This window comes from Donghicola tyrosinivorans, from assembly GCF_003003355.1.
In the GTDB taxonomy this organism is placed as follows: Bacteria; Pseudomonadota; Alphaproteobacteria; order Rhodobacterales; family Rhodobacteraceae; genus Donghicola; species Donghicola tyrosinivorans.
Map to the genome: position 1 here is coordinate 1 of NZ_PVTQ01000031.1, position 18539 is coordinate 18539.

The 18539-nt window shown below is 60.3% G+C and carries 18 protein-coding genes and 2 pseudogenes; 12 read left to right on the top strand and 8 right to left on the bottom strand.

What is annotated here, in order from left to right:
• The 4 genes and pseudogenes from CLV74_RS23285 to tldD form a co-directional block, all read right to left on the bottom strand.
• Positions 1-95 (bottom strand): annotated as a pseudogene (locus CLV74_RS23285) (succinyl-CoA--3-ketoacid-CoA transferase); the annotation flags it as partial.
• A 112-nt stretch (positions 96-207) separates the two neighbouring features.
• Complete coding sequence (gene topA, locus CLV74_RS21320; RefSeq protein WP_106268757.1) at positions 208-2787, bottom strand: type I DNA topoisomerase; 2580 nt, start codon at positions 2785-2787, stop codon at positions 208-210.
• A gap of 107 nt (positions 2788-2894) precedes the next feature.
• Positions 2895-4043 carry a DNA-processing protein DprA gene (gene dprA, locus CLV74_RS21325; protein ID WP_106268759.1) on the bottom strand — a complete coding sequence of 383 codons (1149 nt, stop codon included), beginning with the start codon at positions 4041-4043 and terminating at the stop codon, positions 2895-2897.
• A 78-nt stretch (positions 4044-4121) separates the two neighbouring features.
• On the bottom strand, positions 4122-5543 hold the full coding sequence (gene tldD / locus CLV74_RS21330) for a metalloprotease TldD (RefSeq protein WP_106268761.1): 1422 nt from the start codon (positions 5541-5543) through the stop codon (positions 4122-4124).
• A 189-nt stretch (positions 5544-5732) separates the two neighbouring features.
• Between tldD and coxB the strand changes: the two genes are divergently transcribed.
• The 11 genes from coxB to CLV74_RS21385 all read left to right on the top strand — a co-directional run bounded on the left by coxB (position 5733) and on the right by CLV74_RS21385 (position 15533).
• Positions 5733-6575: a cytochrome c oxidase subunit II gene (gene coxB / locus CLV74_RS21335; RefSeq protein WP_106268763.1), complete on the top strand. Its 843-nt coding sequence runs from the start codon at positions 5733-5735 to the stop codon at positions 6573-6575.
• A 102-nt stretch (positions 6576-6677) separates the two neighbouring features.
• A complete protein-coding gene (cyoE, locus tag CLV74_RS21340) occupies positions 6678-7619 on the top strand; it encodes a heme o synthase (protein WP_106268766.1) in 942 nt (313 codons plus the stop codon).
• Entirely contained in the window at positions 7616-7807 is a 192-nt protein-coding gene (locus CLV74_RS21345; RefSeq protein WP_106268768.1) for a hypothetical protein, read from the top strand. The genes cyoE and CLV74_RS21345 overlap by 4 nt, the downstream gene beginning before the upstream one ends.
• Positions 7807-8382: a cytochrome c oxidase assembly protein gene (locus CLV74_RS21350; protein WP_106268770.1), complete on the top strand. Its 576-nt coding sequence runs from the start codon at positions 7807-7809 to the stop codon at positions 8380-8382. The genes CLV74_RS21345 and CLV74_RS21350 overlap by 1 nt, the downstream gene beginning before the upstream one ends.
• Positions 8383-8404: 22 nt before the next feature.
• Positions 8405-9196 carry a cytochrome c oxidase subunit 3 gene (locus CLV74_RS21355; RefSeq protein WP_106268772.1) on the top strand — a complete coding sequence of 264 codons (792 nt, stop codon included), beginning with the start codon at positions 8405-8407 and terminating at the stop codon, positions 9194-9196.
• A gap of 98 nt (positions 9197-9294) precedes the next feature.
• Positions 9295-9981, top strand: coding sequence for an SURF1 family protein (locus tag CLV74_RS21360; RefSeq protein ID WP_106268805.1), 687 nt, complete (start codon positions 9295-9297; stop codon positions 9979-9981).
• On the top strand, positions 9981-11366 hold the full coding sequence (thrC, locus tag CLV74_RS21365; protein ID WP_106268774.1) for a threonine synthase: 1386 nt from the start codon (positions 9981-9983) through the stop codon (positions 11364-11366). Before CLV74_RS21360 ends, thrC begins: the two co-directional genes overlap by 1 nt.
• Positions 11363-12625: a M16 family metallopeptidase gene (locus CLV74_RS21370; RefSeq protein ID WP_106268776.1), complete on the top strand. Its 1263-nt coding sequence runs from the start codon at positions 11363-11365 to the stop codon at positions 12623-12625. The genes thrC and CLV74_RS21370 overlap by 4 nt, the downstream gene beginning before the upstream one ends.
• A gap of 1 nt (position 12626) precedes the next feature.
• Complete coding sequence (locus tag CLV74_RS21375) at positions 12627-13211, top strand: GNAT family N-acetyltransferase (RefSeq protein WP_106268778.1); 585 nt, start codon at positions 12627-12629, stop codon at positions 13209-13211.
• A gap of 58 nt (positions 13212-13269) precedes the next feature.
• On the top strand, positions 13270-14115 hold the full coding sequence (locus tag CLV74_RS21380) for an MBL fold metallo-hydrolase (RefSeq protein ID WP_106268780.1): 846 nt from the start codon (positions 13270-13272) through the stop codon (positions 14113-14115).
• Positions 14116-14123: 8 nt separating this feature from the next.
• Positions 14124-15533, top strand: coding sequence for an FAD-binding oxidoreductase (locus CLV74_RS21385; protein ID WP_106268782.1), 1410 nt, complete (start codon positions 14124-14126; stop codon positions 15531-15533).
• On the opposite strand, the pseudogene CLV74_RS21390 reads toward CLV74_RS21385, so the two are convergent.
• The 4 genes and pseudogenes from CLV74_RS21390 to CLV74_RS21405 all read right to left on the bottom strand — a co-directional run.
• Positions 15530-15817 (bottom strand): annotated as a pseudogene (locus CLV74_RS21390) (nuclear transport factor 2 family protein); the annotation flags it as partial. The gene CLV74_RS21385 and the pseudogene CLV74_RS21390 overlap by 4 nt on opposite strands.
• A gap of 61 nt (positions 15818-15878) precedes the next feature.
• Complete coding sequence (locus CLV74_RS21395) at positions 15879-16409, bottom strand: adenine phosphoribosyltransferase (protein ID WP_106268784.1); 531 nt, start codon at positions 16407-16409, stop codon at positions 15879-15881.
• Positions 16406-17287, bottom strand: coding sequence for an S-methyl-5'-thioadenosine phosphorylase (locus CLV74_RS21400; RefSeq protein ID WP_106268786.1), 882 nt, complete (start codon positions 17285-17287; stop codon positions 16406-16408). Before CLV74_RS21400 ends, CLV74_RS21395 begins: the two co-directional genes overlap by 4 nt.
• A 67-nt stretch (positions 17288-17354) precedes the next feature.
• Positions 17355-17963: a flavin reductase family protein gene (locus CLV74_RS21405; protein WP_106268788.1), complete on the bottom strand. Its 609-nt coding sequence runs from the start codon at positions 17961-17963 to the stop codon at positions 17355-17357.
• A 68-nt stretch (positions 17964-18031) separates the two neighbouring features.
• Here CLV74_RS21405 and CLV74_RS21410 point away from each other — a divergent pair, with 68 nt between their 5' ends.
• On the top strand, positions 18032-18520 hold the full coding sequence (locus CLV74_RS21410; protein ID WP_425430992.1) for a GNAT family N-acetyltransferase: 489 nt from the start codon (positions 18032-18034) through the stop codon (positions 18518-18520).
• The last annotated feature ends 19 nt before the right edge of the window (positions 18521-18539 follow it).

Genomic DNA, 18539 nt, shown 5'->3' on the forward strand with positions numbered 1-18539 from the left:
ATCCCGCAAAGGCCAAAGCCCCCTGCCGCAATCAGCATGTCGTCGCGCAGCAGCCCTTCAAGAGCCTCCGACGCGCTGCCATACACTTTGTTCATATAAAGTCCTCCGTATCCTTGGCGCGACTGTGGCCAAGGGCAGAGGATGAGTCAATAAAATGCCGCAGCGCAGTATTGCGCTACGGCATGTGACGTTACGAGGTAGGCGACCTTATTCGGCGCTATCGTTCGCCGCTTTGGTCGATTTCTTGGCAGGAGCCTTTTTGGCGGTGGTTTTCTTGGCCGCAGCTTTCTTGGGGGCCGCCTTTTTCTTGGCGCCGCCCTTCTTGGCTTTGGCGTTCACAAGCTCAATCGCCATCTCGGCGGTCATCGCTTGGGGGTCCACGTCTTTGGGCAGGGTGGCGTTCACCTTTTCCCATTTCACGTAGGGCCCATAACGACCGTCATAGACGTTCATTGCCCCGCCATCGGGGTGATCCCCCAGCTCTTTCAAAGGCTTGGCGGTTGCAGCGCCGCCACGGCGACCACGGCTTTCTGCCTTTTTCGCCAGCTCTTCCACGGCGCGGTTCATGCCGATGGTAAAGACGTCGTCCACCTCTTTGAGGTTCGCGTAAAGCTTGCCGTGTTTGACGTATGGACCGTAGCGGCCAATGCCAGCCTCGATCATCTCGCCATCTTCGGGGTGGGCACCGACTTCGCGGGGCAGGCTTAGCAGCAGCAGCGCCTTATCCAGATCCAGATCGTCCTTGCTCCAGCCCTTGGGCAGGCTGGCGCGGTCAGGCTTGGGCTGTTCTGCCGTCGCTTCACCGCGCTGGACGTAGGGGCCGAAGCGGCCCGAGCGCAGGCTGATCTCAATGCCGTTGTCGTCTTCACCCAGAACACGATCGCCCGCTTCCTCTTCACCGCCGCCAATGGGGCGGGTGTAACGGCATTCGGGGTAGTTCGAGCAGCCGACAAACCCGCCAGTGCGCGAGGTTTTCAGGTGCAGTTTGCCCTCGCTGCAAAGGGGGCAGCTGCGCGGGTCGGTGCCATCTTCGCGCGGCGGATACAGTTGGGGCGCAAGCGCGTCGTCCAGAACATCCAGCACTTCGGCAATGCGCAGCTCGCTGGTTTCTTCGATGGCCGCGTGGAAATCGCGCCAGAACCGGCCGAGCAGTTCCTTATAGTCACGCTCGCCTGCGCTGACATCATCCAGTTCCTCTTCCAGCGCGGCGGTGAAATCGTATTCCACGTAGCGTTTGAAGAAGTTCAGCAAGAAGATCGTAACAATCCGCCCCTTATCCTCAGGGATCAGGCGGTTCTTGTCCTTGGTGACGTACTCGCGGTCCTGAATCGTGGTCACGATGCTGGCGTAGGTCGAGGGGCGGCCAATGCCGAGCTCTTCCATGCGCTTGACCAGCGTTGCCTCGGTGTAGCGGGGCGGGGGCTGGGTAAAGTGCTGTTCGGGCTCGACTTTGCGCTTCTCGGCCTTTTCGCCTTCGGTCAGGTGGGGCAGGCGGTTGTCGTCGTCATCCACCACATCGTCGCGGCCTTCCTCATAGACCTTGAGGAAGCCGTCAAACAGCACGACCTGACCGTTCGCCCGCAGGATCACCTGCTGGTCGGCGCTGGCGATATCGACCACGGTCCGTTCAAGACGCGCGCTTTCCATCTGGCAGGCGATGGTCCGCTTCCAGATCAGGTCATACAGCTTACGCTGGTCCGCATCGGTCAGCTTCAGCGCGGCTGCGTCCTTGAACATATCGGTCGGGCGGATACATTCGTGGGCTTCCTGCGCGTTCTTCGCCTTGTTTTTATACATACGCGGCGACTTGGGGACGTATTCGTCCCCATAGCGTTTTTTGATCGCATCACGGGTGGCCATCACGGCCTCGGGCGCCATATCGATGCCGTCTGTACGCATATAGGTGATGTGCCCCGCCTCATAGAGACGCTGCGCCGCGTTCATTGTCTGCCGCGCACCCATACCGAACTTGCGGCTGGCTTCCTGCTGCAGGGTCGAAGTCATAAAGGGCGCCGAGGGGTTGCGGCTAGCGGGCTTGGCCTCGACCGACTGCACCTTCAGATCGCGGCTGTTGATCGCCTGCACGGCCATTTCGGCAGAGGTGGCATTGGCCAGATCGTATTTGTCCAGCTTTTGGCCGCCAAGAACGGTTAGGCGTGCCTCGAATTCCTGACCACGGGCGTTGGCCAGCAGTGCTTTGACCGACCAGTATTCGCGGGCGTGGAAGGCTTCGATCTCCATCTCGCGCTCAACGATGAGGCGCAGGCAGACCGACTGCACGCGTCCCGCGCTACGAGCGCCAGGCAGTTTGCGCCAAAGGACCGGCGAGAGGTTAAAGCCCACCAGATAGTCCAGCGCGCGACGGGCCAGATAGGCCTCGACCAGCGGCTGGTCCACATCGCGGGGGTTTTTCATCGCCTCGGTGACAGCGGTTTTGGTGATCGCGTTGAAGACCACGCGCTTTACTTCGGTCGTTTTCTTGATCGCGCGGCGCTTGGTCAGGGTTTCCTGCAGGTGCCAGCTGATTGCCTCTCCTTCGCGATCAGGGTCGGTCGCGAGGATCAGTGTGTCGTCGTCTTTCAGGGCGTCAGCGATCGCTTTGACGTGCTTTTTCGAGTCGTTCCCGACCTCCCACGTCATGGCGAAATCCGCATCGGTATCGACCGAGCCGTTCTTGGCCGGAAGGTCGCGGACATGGCCGTAGGAGGCAAGCACGGTGAAATCTTTGCCGAGGTATTTGTTGATGGTCTTGGCTTTTGCCGGAGACTCGACGACGACAACGGGCATATCTCTGGACCTCTTGCACTGCTTTCCATGGGCGTATGGCGGCGCAACATGTGGGGTGCAAGTGTATAATGTCAATGATCTTGGCTTCTACCGGCATTCCTGACCCCTTATGCGCGTCTTGACAGCAACCCTCCTGTCTGGCGCTCGATCTGACCGTCCAATTCCAGATCCAGCAGGGCCGGAGCCACTTCGCTTGCCTTTGCTTTAACGTCGCGGATCAGCTGGTCTTCGGCCAATGGGGCGGGGCCAAGGCGGTTCAGGATCAGTTTATGCAGGGCAAAGGTCTCTTTCCGGCTGCGCTTGTCCTTGGGCGGAGAGGGGGGCGGTGCGGGTGGTTCCTGCAACGGCAGATCTGGCGTGTGCAGCGGCCCCAATGCCTCAATCACATCTTCGGCATGGCGGATCAAAGTGGCACCGTCCCGCAGCAGCATATTGCAGCCAGCCGCCCGCGCATCCATCGGGTGACCGGGCACCGCCAGCACTTCGCGCCCCAGATCAAGGGCGTTGCGGGCGGTGATCAGGCTGCCCGATTTGGCGGCGGCCTCCGTCACAACAATCGCGCTGGAAAGTGCGGCGATGATGCGATTGCGGGCGGGAAAGTGACGGGCGGTGGCCTGCATCCCCATCGGCGTTTCCGATAGCAGTAACCCTGATTGGGCGATCCTTTTCTGAAGCTCTGTATTCTCGGGCGGGTAAAATGTATCCAGCCCGCCGCCGATCACCGCGATGGTCCCGTGATCCATTGCGCCTTCATGGGCGGCGGTATCGATCCCTCGCGCCAGACCCGAAACAACCACATAGTTTGCCGCCGCCAGCTCTTGCCCCAATTTCCGGGCCATGCGCAGCCCTAGGGATGAGGCGTTGCGCGCACCAACAAGGGAAACCATCGGGCGTGTCAGCAAGGAAAGATCACCCAAGGCCCAGAGAATGGGCGGCGCATCGGGCAAATCTTTGAGTTGGCGCGGATAGGCGGGATCGCCGATACACAGCATCACCGCCCCTAGCTTTCGCGCCGCATTCAGTTCTGCGCGCACAACGGATTCGGGACAAATCTCATAACTCTCCACGCCAGCTGCTGCGGCGATGCCGGGTAAGGCCACCAATGCAGCCTCGGCGCTGCCATGTTCCTGCAATAGCCGGTAGAACGTCGCGATGCCAACGCGACGCGAGCGCAAGAGGCGGAGCCATAATGCCCGCTCGCCTTCCGTGGTGGGTGGGAGTGGGTGGGGACTGGAAGTGAGTGGTGTGTGGGACATCTGACCTCCGCCATCTTGCGGAATCAGATGTACCCCACCCACGGTTAACCACTGGTTAAAATTGGCCGACTGAATCGATCAGACAGCCGAGCCGCCGATGGTCAGGCCGCCAATCAGCAAGCTGGGCTGGCCGACGCCAACAGGCACCCACTGACCTTGCTTGCCGCAATTGCCCATGCCGGGGTCCAGTGCCATATCATTGCCAGTCCCACGGATATTACGCAGGGCAGTCGCGCCATCGCCAATCAGCGTCGCCCCCTTGATCGGAGCGCCGACGATGCCGTTCTGCACGCGATACGCTTCGGTGCAGGAGAAAACGAACTTGCCGTTGGTGATATCCACCTGACCACCGCCAAAGCCCACGGCGTAGATGCCGTCTTTCATGCTGGCGACCAGATCCTCGGGGCGGGAATCACCGCCGAGCATGTAGGTGTTCGTCATGCGTGGCATTGGAATATGGGCATGGCTCTCGCGGCGACCGTTGCCCGTGGGTTTGACGCCCATGAGGCGGGCGTTCTGGCGATCCTGCATATAACCGGTCAGAATGCCGTCCTCGATCAGGACGTTTTTCGCGCTGGGGGTGCCCTCATCATCGATGGTGATGCTGCCGCGGCGGTCGGGAATCGTGCCATCATCCAGCACGGTCACGCCCTTGGCCGCCACCTGCTGGCCCATCAGACCTGCAAAGGCGCTGCTGCCTTTGCGGTTGAAATCGCCTTCAAGGCCGTGACCCACAGCTTCATGCAGCAGGATGCCCGGCCAGCCTGGCCCAAGCACAATATCCATCACGCCCGCGGGGGCAGGGACCGCGTCAAGGTTCACAATGGCCACCCGCAGCGCCTCATCAGCGACAGATTTCCAGTGGCCCGCATCCATCAAGGGCGAGAGCCCGTGACGCCCGCCGCCACCGGCGCTGCCGGATTCGCGACGTCCGTCCTGATCAACGATGCACGAGATATTCAGCCGCACCATCGGACGGATGTCGGTAACGCTATGTCCTTCGGGACGCAGGATTTCTACTTCTTGCAGGCTGGCCGAGAGGCTGGCCGTGACCTGAACCACGCGCTTGTCTTTGGCCCGCAGATAGGCGTCGATCTCTTTCAGCAGGTCGACCCGAGTGCTGAAGGCGACCTCTTCGACCGGATCAATGTCACTATAGAGTCTGCGGTTGGTTCCCTCGGGCGGCAGGGCCAGAGTGCCGCCGCCGTCACCCACCGCAAGACGCGCGGTTTCCGAGGCGCGGCCAAGGGTGCCTTCGGTGATTTCGGTGCTGTGGGCGTATCCGGCAACTTCGCCGCGCACAGCACGCAGGCCGAATCCCTCGCTGGCGTCATAGCTGGCCGTCCGCAACCGACCATCGTCGTAGGCGACGACCTCAGAGCGGCGACGCTCTAGAAAAAGCTCTCCGTCGTCGGCCCCGTTGACCGTTTCACGCAGTTGACGCAGTGCGTTTTCTCGGTCGATCATGGTCTCGAATGGGCGGAAAGTGTCAGTTGACATAGGGACTCCGGCTAGGGCGCAGTTGATTTAGATCAAAAAAGCGGCCGTTTGACGCGGTCCGCTATCTTGTTTCGCAGTCCAGAATATGGTTCTTGCTGTTCGGAATACAAATGGATTCCGAATTAGCCCGCCGTCGAAGGGCTGCTTCGCAACTAACGTGCGCAATGCCGAACTAGATCAGGGTGTAACATGCGACTTCTGACCAAAATGCTGGCCGCTCTGGCCCTCATGCTGCCTCTTCCTGCTTTCGCTCAGGAAGGACTGGAAATCATCGGTCGCCCGACCGACGGGGCCTACGGTTTTCAGCCTGCCGCAACCGAACTGGCGCGTGACCTGCACTGGCTCGACAGCATGGTACTGGTGATCATCACCTTCATCACCCTGTTCGTGTCGGCGCTGATGGTCTACATCATGGTTCGCTATAACAGCAAAACCAACAAGACCCCCGCGACCTTTACCCACAACTCGCCGCTGGAAGTGGCATGGACCATCGTTCCGATCGTGATTCTGGTCTTCATCGGCTCGTTCTCGCTGCCCGTGCTGTTCAAGCAGCAGGAGATCCCCGAGGCGGACATCACTATCAAGGTGACCGGCTACCAGTGGTACTGGGGCTACGAATACGTTGATCACGAATTCGCCTTCGACAGCTTCATGCTGCCCCGCGAAGAACTGGCTGACTACGGCTACAACGACGATGAATACCTGCTGGCCACCGACACCGCTGTTGTCGTGCCCGTTGGTAAGACCGTCGTGATGCAGGTGACCGGCGCAGACGTGATCCACAGCTGGACCATTCCTGCCTTCGGCGTAAAGCAGGACGCGGTTCCCGGCCGTCTGGCAGAACTGTGGTTCAACGCTGAAAAAGAAGGTGTCTACTTCGGTCAGTGTTCGGAACTGTGCGGCAAGGACCACGCTTACATGCCGATCACCGTCAAAGTGGTTAGCGAAGAAGAGTACCAGAAGTGGCTGGATGGCGCGATCGAGGAATACGCCGGTCTGCCCCAGCCTTACCAGGTAGCTTCGGCCAACTAAGACCTTTCACGGGCCTCTCGCATCGCTCTGACCCGCCGCACCGGCGAGATGAGCGATCAGAGGCCCGGAACTCATTCACTCGAATTGTCAGGATCCCGCTAAATGAGCGATACCAGCTTCGATAGCCAGACCCGTGAAGCCAGCTTTGGCGACTACTTTGCGCTGCTCAAGCCGCGTGTGATGTCGCTGGTGGTCTTTACCGCGTTGGTTGGCCTGCTTGTCGCCCCCGGCTCGGTTCACCCGGTCGAAGGATTCGCGGCGATTCTTTTCATCGCATTGGGCGGTGGCGCATCGGGCGCCCTGAACATGTGGTGGGATGCGGACATCGACCGCATCATGAAGCGCACCCAAAGCCGTCCGATTCCCTCGGGCAAAGTCGGCGCCGAAGAGGCACTGGCACTGGGTCTGGCGCTGTCCGGTATTTCGGTGATCATGCTGGCGCTGGCGTCGAACATCGTCGCAGGTGCGCTGCTGGCCTTCACCATCTTCTTCTACGTCGTGATCTACTCGATGTGGCTCAAGCGTTCGACTCCGCAGAACATCGTCATTGGCGGTGCTGCGGGTGCCTTCCCTCCGATGATCGGCTGGGCTGTGGCCACGGGCGGCGTTTCGATCGAGAGCATCATGATGTTCGCTCTGGTCTTCTTCTGGACCCCGCCCCACTTCTGGGCGCTGGCGCTGTTCATGAAGTCTGACTACTCCGAAGCCAAAGTGCCCATGCTGACCGTGACGCACGGCCGCAAGGTGACCCGTCAGCAGATCTTCGGCTACACGCTGCTGCTGGCCGGATTGGCTATCGGCACCGGCTTTACTTCGCTGGGTGGCCCAGTTTACTGGGCTGCGGCTGTTGTTCTGAACCTGCTGTTCATCAAGGGCGCGTGGACGATCCTGCGCCGTGACGAAGAGGTTGCCGAGGCGGACAACTACGCGGCCGAGAAAAGCTTCTTCAAGCTGTCGCTGCTGTACCTCTTCCTGCACTTCGGTGCGATTCTTGCTGATGCTGTGCTGATGCGCATGGGCGTCACCTTCGGTGGACTGCTATGACCTTCCGTCCCGATCACGAACTGCACAAGCGTCGCAAAGGGCGTAACATCGGTGTGGGACTGGTCCTTGTGGGCTTTGTCGCGCTGGTGTTCCTGCTGACGGTTGTGAAGGTCGAGCGTGGTGGCAGCCTGCAAGGCTTTGACCACACTCAGCGCATCGATATGGTTCCCCAAGGGAGCAACAAGTGATGGATAACAAGAATAAAACGGTTCTGCGTCTGGTTGGTGTCGTCGTCTTCATGGGCGCGCTGGCTTGGCTTGCGGTACCCGCTTATGACTTGTTCTGCCGCGTCACCGGTTTTGGTGGCGAAGTGGCCGTGGCCGACAGCGCCTCGGATGAAATCCTTGATCAGACCATCACCATCAAATTCGATGCCTCGCTAGAGCGCGACATGCCGTGGGAGTTCAAACCCATGCAGCGCGAGATGGAGATTCGCATCGGCGAAACCGGTCTGGCTTTTTATGAGGCCTACAACCCCACTGACCGCGTGGTCGCGGGCACTGCCAGCTATAATGTGGCGCCGTTCTCGACCGGTGGATACTTTGTAAAGATCGATTGCTTCTGCTTTACCGAGCAGGTGCTTCAGCCCGGTGAACGGGTCGAGATGCCTGTGACCTTCTACGTGGACCCCGAGATTGTCGATGACGCTGAGGCGAAATACGCCAAGCACATCACACTCTCGTATACCTTCCATGAGATGGATCTAGCCGATACTGATTATCAGGCGGCACTCAAGACCGAAACAAACACAGAAATTAACTAAGCCTTCCAACGAGGGAACTGCCATGGCGCACGCAAAAAACCACGACTACCACGTTCTGCCCCCTTCGATCTGGCCCTTCCTGGGTGCGGTCGCTGGCTTCATCATGCTGTTCGGCGCTGTCCTTTGGATGAAAGAACACGGCCCTTGGATGTTCGCGATTGGCTTCGTTGGCGTTCTCTACGTCATGTTTGCCTGGTGGTCGGACACCATCTCTGAAAACTTCGCGGGCGATCACACCCCCGTCGTTCAGATCGGTCTGCGCTACGGCTTTATCCTGTTCATCATGTCCGAAATTATGTTCTTCGCTGCATGGTTCTGGTCGTTCTTCAAGCACGCCATGTACCCGATGCCTGCCATCGGTGGCGTTTGGCCCCCCGAAGGCATCGAAGTGTTCGATCCCTGGCACCTGCCCCTGATCAACACCCTGATCCTGCTCTGCTCGGGCGCGGCATGCACTTGGGCGCACCACGCACTGGTGCACGAGAACAACCGTAAAGACATCAAGTCGGGCCTGCTGCTGTCGGTCGTTCTGGGTGTGATCTTCACCGTCTTCCAGGCGTATGAATACAGCCACGCGGCTTTCGGCTTTGCTGGCAACATCTACGGCGCGAACTTCTTCATGGCGACCGGCTTCCACGGCTTCCACGTGATCGTTGGCACCATCTTCCTGTTCATCTGCTACCTGCGCACCGTGCGCGGTCACTTCACCCCCGAAAACCACATCGGTTTCGAGGCAGCGGCTTGGTACTGGCACTTCGTTGACGTTGTGTGGCTGTTCCTGTTCGCAGCTGTCTACATCTGGGGCGGCGCATAAGCGCGAAGCTGCAGTTGCCGGTTGAAAATCCGGCCTAAAAGAATAACACACAAGGCGCGCAGGTTTTGCGCGCCTTGTTTGCGTTTGAAAGGCTTTTGATGCGTCGACCTATCGTCCTGCTTGTGATCGGAGTGATCGGAGCTGCGGCTTTGCTTTTTCTGGGCAGCTGGCAGGTCGAGCGTTTGCATTGGAAGCAGGCGATTCTGGCTGAGATCGAAGGTCAGATCTATCGCGATCCCGTAGCCGTTCCTGCCAACCCCGATCCCGAAGCAGACCGCTTTCTGGCCGTCACGGCCCATGGCCGCGTGACCGAGGACGAGATTCTGGTTCTGGCCTCGGCCCGAGGGCAGGGCGCGGGCTATCGCGTGATCTCGGCCTTTGAAACGGACGGCGGTCGCCGCCTGATGTTGGATCGCGGCTTTGTGGGTATCACTGCCCATGATGATGTCCGGCCTGCGCACGATGCGACCATCATTGCGAATCTGCACTGGCCCGAAGAGCGGGACAGTTTCACCCCTGAAAACGATCTTGCGGCGAATACATGGTTCGCCCGTGACGTTCCGCAAATGGCGCAAGTTCTGAAGGCAGAGCCGTTTTTGCTGGTCCTGCGCGAGACAGATTACGACAGCCCCCGCGTGACCCCTTGGCCGGTGGACACCAGTGGCATCCCGAACAATCACCTTGAATACGCCGTCACCTGGTTCAGCTTTGCGGCGATCTGGGTAGTAGGCATTGGCTTTATCCTGTGGCAAAGCCGTAGGACCAAGAATGAAAGGCCCGACTGATGCAGTATATCTCGACCCGCGGCACCGCGCCGACGCTGACCTTTGATGAGGCCATGCTGACGGGCCTTGCCCGCGACGGTGGTCTCTATGTCCCCGCCGAGATCCCCACCATGAAGGCCAAAGACATCGCGGCGCTGGCTGGTCTGCCCTACGAAGAGGTGGCTTTCCGCGTAATGCGCCCCTTCCTTGGCACGGCCTTCACCGATGACGAATTCCGCGGCATCATCGAGCGCGCCTATGCAGGCTTCGGCCATGACGCCCGCGCACCTCTGAAGCAACTGGCCTCCGGCCATTTCCTGTGCGAGCTGTTCCACGGCCCGACCTTGGCCTTCAAAGACTTCGCCATGCAGCTGATCGGTCAGCTGTTCGAGTTTGAACTCAAGCGCCGTGGCAGCCGCGTGACCATCGTCGGCGCGACTTCGGGCGATACCGGCTCTGCCGCGATCGAGGCCTTCCGCGGTCTGGACGCTGTGGACGTGTTCATCATGTACCCCCATGGCCGCGTGTCCGAGGTGCAGCGTCGCCAGATGACCACCCCTTCGGAGGATAACGTTCACGCGCTGGCCCTAGACGGTCACTTTGATGACTGTCAGGCCCGCGTGAAGGACATGTTCAACGACTTCGAATTCCGTGATGGCGTTAAGCTGGCAGGCGTGAACAGCATCAACTGGGCGCGTGTGCTGGCGCAGGTCGTCTACTACTTCACTTCGGCTGTTGCGCTGGGTGCGCCCCATCGCAAGGTCAGCTTCACCGTGCCGACCGGCAACTTCGGTGATATTTTCGCGGGCTATATCGCCAAGCGCATGGGCCTGCCGATTGACCGTCTGGTCGTTGCGACCAACCAGAACGACATTCTGCACCGTTGCCTGTCGACCAGTGAATACATGGTCGATGGCGTGATCCCCTCGATCAGCCCGTCGATGGATATTCAGGTGTCGTCGAACTTTGAACGTGCTCTGTTTGATGCGTATGGCCGTGACGGCACTGCCGTAGCGCAACTGATGGACGAGCTGAAGGCGGGTGGCTTCAAGGTCAGCCAAGGCGCCCTGCAAACCCTGCGCGAACATTTCGACAGCGGCCGCTGCTCGGAAGAGGAGACGCTGGCGACCATCAAGCGCACTCTGGCCCATAGTCAGGAACTGCTGTGCCCACACAGCGCAGTTGGGGTTCACGTGGCCGAACAGCACATGGGGACCTCGCCGATGGTCACTTTGGCAACAGCGCATCCGGCAAAGTTCCCCGATGCGGTCGAAGAGGCCACCGGCGTGCGTCCGGCTCTTCCCCCGCGCATGGCGGACCTGTATGAGCGGTCGGAACGTGTGACTCGGGTCGCGAACGACCTGACCGCCATCGAAACGCTTATCAAGGACCGGATTCACCTTTGACAGTCCAGACCCACACCCTCTCAAACGGTTTCCGTATCGTCACTGAACATATGCCCGGCCTAGAATCGGCCGCCATCGGTATATGGGTGACGGCGGGTGCCCGTCACGAGCGGGTCGAGCAGAACGGCATTGCCCATTTCCTTGAACACATGGCGTTCAAAGGCACCGAAAAGCGGACCGCCCTGGAAATCGCCGAAGTGATCGAGGACGTGGGCGGCTATATCAACGCCTATACCTCGCGTGAGGTGACCGCCTATTACGCCCGCGTCCTTGGTGCTGATGTGCCGCTGGCGCTGGACGTGATCGCCGATATCCTGCTGAACCCTGTGTTCGACGAGCGTGAGATCGAGACCGAGCGCGGTGTCATTCTGCAAGAGATCGGCCAGTCGCTGGATACGCCCGACGACGTGATCTTTGATTGGCTTCAGGAAGAGGCCTACCCCGATCAGGCTTTGGGCCGTACTATCCTTGGCCCCGCCGAGCGTGTGCGCCATTTCAGCCAGTCCGATCTGCGTGGCTTTGTGCAGGAACATTATGGCCCCGGCCAGATGATCCTGTCGGCTGCTGGTGCCGTGGATCACGATGCTCTGGTGCGCGAGGCGGAAAAGCTGTTCGGCCAGATGAAGCCGCGCCCGCTGCACGTGGAAACGCCCGCCCTGTTCAAAGGGGGCGAGCGCCGCGAAGTGAAAGCGCTGGAGCAGGCCCATTTCACGCTGGCCTTTGAAAGCCCCGGCTACATGGCCAATGATTTCTACGCAGCGCAGGTCTATGCAACGGCCCTTGGCGGCGGCATGTCCTCGCGTCTGTTTCAGGAAATCCGCGAGAATCGCGGCCTGTGCTACACGATCTTCAGTCAGGCAGGTGCTTATTCCGACACCGGCATGATCACCGTCTATGCAGGCACCAGCGCCGAGCAATTGGGCGAATTGGCCGAGGTCACCATTGATGAGATCCGCCGCATCACCGACGATCTGCGTGAGGTCGAAATCGCCCGCGCCCGTGCCCAGATGAAGGCCGGGATGTTGATGGGGCTGGAAAGCCCCTCGAACAGGGCTGAGCGTCTGGCGCGGATGATCTCGATCTGGGGCCGTGTGCCGGACCTGTCGGAAACGGTCGAGAAGATCGACAACGTGACGCTGGACTCGGTCCGCGATTTCGGGGTCCAGATGGCGCAGAACGCGGCATCGGCGATGGCGATTTACGGGCCGGTTTCCAACGCACCGGAACTGTCTTCGCTGAAAGCGCGGTTAATGTCCTAAGATGCTACTGACCAAGCGCAAGTTCCGACTGGAGACCGAGCGTATGACATTACGCTTGCCGACCCATGCGGACTATCGTGCTTGGTCGTCCCTGCGCTTCATGAGCCGGGAATTTCTGACCCAGTGGGAGCCCACTTGGGCCGATGACCACCTTAGCCGCAAAGCGTTCTCGAACAGGGTCTATTGGGCCAGCCGGTCCTTGGGGCAGGGCACGGCATTGCCGCTGTTCATGGTGCGCCGCGATGATGACATGCTGCTTGGGGCGTTGACGCTGGATAATATCCGGCGCGGGCCAGCTCAGATGGGCACGATCGGCTACTGGATCGGCGAGCCCTTTGCCCGCAGCGGATATATGACCGAGGCGATTCAGGCTGTGGTCCACCACGCCTTCTCCAAGATGGACCTGAGCCGCGTTGAGGCTGCCTGCCTGCCGGAAAATGCCCCGTCCCGCGGGGTGCTTGAAAAATGCGGATTCAAATACGAAGGCGTCGCCCAAAGCTATTTGCAGATCGATGGCCGTTGGCGGAATCATGTGCTTTACGCCGCGCTGCGCTTGGACCGGCGTGGAAAAGCGGTCACTGACTGATCCGTGAACACCCCAAAAGCCGTATCCCGTGTTAGCCTTTGCTGACAGGAGGTGCGCCATGCCGTTCAAAGCCCTAGTGACTTGCCTGCTAACCCTGATCGCCTCGGTCGCCTATGGGCAGGATCGAAGGCCAAGCCATTGTATCGCCATCGCCGATGCCGCGCCGGGGCTTGAGTATGTGCAACTGGCCAGCTTTTCGGAACCGCTTGCGGACGAATACACGGTGCGCATCCGCTACATCGACCATGCGATGTTCTTGCTGAAGACCTATGGCGGGCTGACGGCGATCACCGATTATGCGGGCTATCTGGGGCAGGCGGGTTTGGTGCCTGATGTGGCAACTATGAACAACGCGCACAGCACCCATTGGACGCCTTACCCCGATCCCGACATTACCTACGTGTTGAAAGGCTGGGGCGACGGGCAGGGGGCCTTTGCGGATCACCACCTTGATCTGGGCGAGATGCTGATCCGCAATATCCCCACCGATATCCGCTCGTCGTTCAGCGGGGCGGTGCCGTTTGGCAATTCGATTTTCGTCTTTGAAGTGGGCGGGCTGTGCATCGGCCACATGGGCCATCTGCATCATGAACCGTCGGACGAACAATATGCGGCGCTGGGGCGGCTGGATGTGACGATGGTGGCTGTAGATGGCGGCGCGACGCTGGATCACGACACAGTGGTCCAAATGCTAAAGCGTCTGCGGTCGTCAATCGTGATCCCGATGCATTGGTTCGGGCGCAGCACGCTAGAGGGCTTTCTGGTCCGCATGGCCGAGGACTTTGACATTCGCCGCGACGGCGAGGTGCAGATCGACGTTTCCTTGCGCAATTTACCCTCACGCCCGACGGTCGTGGTGCTTGAACCCCGCGCGCTTTCGGCCCAAGACTTGGGCACGAAATAGGAGAGCCCATGACACCTGTCACGATGATCGAGGGCGCCCTTCGGGACGCTCTGCCTGCTGCTGCATTCCGCGATCTGGAACCCCGTTATCTGGAAGAGCCCCGTGGCCGCTATAAGGGCGAGGGCGGGTTTCTGATCGCGCCTGCCTCGACCGAAGAGGTATCCCAAGCGGTGAAGATCGCTTATGAGGCTGGTGTTCCGGTTGTGCCCTACGGCGGCGGGACAGGGCTTGTGGGCGGGCAGATCGCCGGCGAGGGCGTACAGCCCCTGATCCTTAGCCTTGAACGGATGAACAAGGTGCGCGGCGTTTACCCCGAAGAAAACGTGTTGGTGGCCGAGGCAGGCTGCATTCTGCAAGACCTGCATGGGGTGGCCGATGGGGTGGACCGTCTGTTCCCACTGTCGATTGCGGCCAAGGGCTCGGCCCGGATCGGGGGCAATCTGGCGACCAACGCGGGCGGTCTGAACGTGCTGCGCTATGGCAATGCGCGGGATTTGTGTCTTGGGCTAGAAGTGGTGATGCCGAACGGCGACATCTGGAACGGTCTGACGCGCCTTCGCAAAGACAACACCGGTTATGACCTGCGCAACTTGATGATCGGCTCCGAAGGGTCTTTGGGGGTGATCACAGCAGCGGCGCTGAAACTGTTCCCCAAGCCCGCGCACGAAGGCACCGCGCTGTTTGTGGTGCCAAGCCCAGAAGCTGCCCTTGGCCTGCTGGCAATGACCCGCGCCCATGTGGGCGAGCAGATCAGTGCGTTTGAAATCATGCACCGTCAGGGCTGGGATTTTCTGGCCGAGACCATGCCTCAGGTGCGCCTACCCTACGCCGAGCCGCCTGAATGGTGCGTCCTGTGTGATATCGGCCTAGGCCGCGGTCTTGATCCCGCCGAGGCGCTGGAGGCGTTGTTTGCGGAAGCGTTCGAGGCCGATCTGGTCACCGACGGCTTGATTGCCCAGTCCGAACAGCAGCGTATTGACCTGTGGAACATTCGCGAGAATATTCCAGAGGCGAACCGCCTGATCGGTTCGGTCTCCAGCCACGATATCTCGGTGCCTTTGTCGCTGATCCCTGAATTCATCCGGCGCGGTAATGCCGCGATGGCCGAGATCGGCGATATGCGGGTGAACGCCTTCGGCCATTTGGGCGATGGCAATTTGCACTACAATATCTTCCCCGCGCAGGGGAAATCCCGCGATGACTATGAAGATAAACGCAGTGCCGTGAAAAAGGGCGTCCATGATCTGGTATACGAGCTTGGCGGCTCGGTCAGTGCCGAGCACGGCATCGGTCGCCTGAAGGTCAAAGACCTTGAGGTCTATGGCGATCCAGTCAAACTGGCCAGCTTGCGGGCGATCAAACAGGCGCTGGACCCCAAGGGCATCATGAACCCCGGCGCAGTTCTGGCCGCGTCTTAAGCACGATGACAGGCGGCGGCCTGATAAACCAGTCCGCCGTCGTTGAAATAGAGGGTCTCGGTTGCAAGAACCCCGCTATGATTGGTGTAGCTGATCACCAGCATCTGGTGGCCTTCAAAGACGTCTTGCACGGTGAAGTGCAGATCGGGTTGGCGCTCAAGCGCCGCCTGCCAATAGGCGCGAAGGGCAGTCTTGCCTTGTAACTCACCCGTGCCAACCAGCGGCACTGCTTTGCGGGACCGAAACACGATCTCATCGGTGTAATGCGCCATGATCCGATCTAGATCATGGCTGTTCTAGGCCGCTTCCCAATCCTTCGCAAAGCCGTTGGCGTCCTGCATGGGATTAATCGCCTTCGTATTCACACAGGACATGGACTGCGTGGCCCATATCTTCTAGGCGCTTGCGGCCGCCAAGATCGGGCAGGTCCACCACAAAGGCGCAGCCTGCAACCACACCGCCCAAACGCTCGACCAGTTTGATGCCAGCCTCGGCGGTGCCGCCGGTGGCCAGAAGGTCGTCCACGATCAGTACGCGCTGACCGGCTTTAATGGCATCGTCATGCAGTTCAACCACGGCTTCGCCGTATTCCAGCGCGTAGGCTTGCTCGATTGTCTTGCCGGGCAGCTTGCCCTTTTTGCGGACAGGGACAAAGCCCTTGCCTAACTGGTGCGCCACTGCGCCGCCAAGGATAAAGCCACGGGCCTCAAGGCCAATCACCAGATCAATGGGCGCGCCCATGAAGGGGTGCAGCAGCTGGTCCACAGCCATACGGAACCCGCGCGGGTCAGCGAACAGCGTGGTCACATCGCGGAACTGGATGCCCTTTTTCGGAAAATCGGGGATGGTGCGGATATAGTCCTGCACGGTCTTCATTTGGTCTCTCCTAGAACGCGGCCCGCCACCGCATCCAGTTTGGCAACCAGCGCGGGGTCGCGCCGGTCGGGGGTCGTCGTGATGGCATATTCCAGCGCTCGGTCGCAGCCATGGGGGCAGACCTCACGCGTGGACGGGATCAGGCTAGGCAGAGCCTGAATCGTGCCGCGCGCCTTTTCGCCGTTTCCGCCCATGGTTTCAATGATCTGACTGATGGAGACTTCGCCATGATCGGGATGCCAGCTGTCATAATCGGTGACCATCGCGACCGAGGCATAGCAAATCTCGGCCTCACGGGCCAAAGCGGCCTCGGGCATGTTGGTCATACCGATGACATCTGCGCCCCAGACCTCGCGGTACATCTTCGATTCGGCGAGGGTCGAGAACTGTGGCCCCTCCATCGCCAGATAGGTGCCGCCGCGATGCACGCGGGCACCGGCGGTTTCGGCGGCTTGCGCAACGATTTCCGACAGGCGCGGGCAGGTGGGATGGGCAAGGCTGACGTGGGCCACACAGCCGGGCCCGAAGAAGGTCTTTTCCCGCAGGCGCGTGCGGTCGATGTATTGGTCGATCACCACGAAATCACCGGGCGCCATGTCTTCGCGGAATGATCCGGTGGCAGACAGGCTGATGATATCGGTGACACCCAGCCGTTTCAGCGCGTCGATGTTGGCGCGGTAGGGGACGGTGCTGGGGGTGTAAACGTGTCCGCGCCCGTGCCGCGGCAGAAAGGCCAGCCGCAGCCCGTTCAAGGTTCCGGTCAGGATCTGGTCGGACGGATCACCCCAAGGGGTCTGGATCTGTTGCCAGTGGGCGTCCTCAAGTCCTGCGATGTCATAAAGTCCGCTGCCGCCGATAATGCCGATCACGGGTTCCATGGTGCCCTCCTTTGCCGTTTGCCCCGTTAGGGATACGCAAGCGGGGGCCCCGAGGGAAGCAGGGAGATCAGTTGTCGTCGGGACGGGTCAGGCTGAAGACCTCTTTGATCACCGAATAGTCGCGATACCCAAGGCGGCTGAGGGGGTGGAAGCGGGTCACGTCAAAGCGTCCGTCAACGATGCAGTCGTCGCGCATGTGGATGCCGATCACCTCGCCAAAGACGGCAAAGTTGCTTTCGCCTTCCAGCTTGATGATCTGGGTGACTTTGCACTCCAGCGCGGCAGGGGCGTTTGCGACGCGCGAACAGGGGATGGTTTGGCATTCTTCCTTGGAGATACCCGCCAGCTCGAACTCGTCCACTCCCGCAGACACCATGGTCGAGGTTTTGTTCATCACGTCCCGCGCTGCGTATTCCACGATATTCACGCAGAAAAAACCGGTTTCGCGGATGTTGCCGACGCTGTCCTTGGTGTCGCCCCGATCTTCCTTCGATGAGGTCGAGCTGAACATGACCTGAGGCGGCACATAGGCACAGGCGTTGAAGAACGAATAGGGGGCCAGATTATCGCACCCGTCCGCGCCCCGCGTCGAAATCCAGCCGATGGGGCGGGGGGTGACGATGGCGTTGAACGGGTTGTGGGGCAGGCCGTGGCCGTCTTCCGGGCGATAGAACATGAATCCCTCCTAATTGATTGAACCAGAGGTAGCGTCATGCTAGTCCGCCGACCACCGGAAAGATGGGGGTGCAGGTGTTCTCAATCGCACAGGAGCAACCAAGCGACTGGTGGGAAGTCGAAGCGCTGTACGATCTGTGCTTTGCCCCCGGACGCGAGGCCTTGTCGTCCTACCGTCTTCGCGACGGTGTGGACAAGGTGGCGCCCCTGTGCCTGATCGCCCGTGATCGTGACGGGATCGTCGCCGCCGCCATCCGCTATTGGCCGATCATGGTTGGCGATCATCCCGCTTTGCTGCTTGGTCCTATTGCCGTCCACCCGACCCGTCAGGGCGAAGGTTTGGGCGGCCTTCTGATGCACCAGTCGCTGGAAATGACCGAAGGGCTGGGATGGCCCCGCGTGATGCTGGTGGGCGATTACCCCTATTACAGCCGCTTCGGTTTCGAAAAGCTGACGGGCGTTGAAATGCCGCCACCCACGAACCCCGACCGCGTGTTGGGAATCGGGGACTGGGAGGGCATCGAAGGGGCCGTCACCAAATGGCCCGAGGCAAAGTGACCACGGGCCGAATCGCATA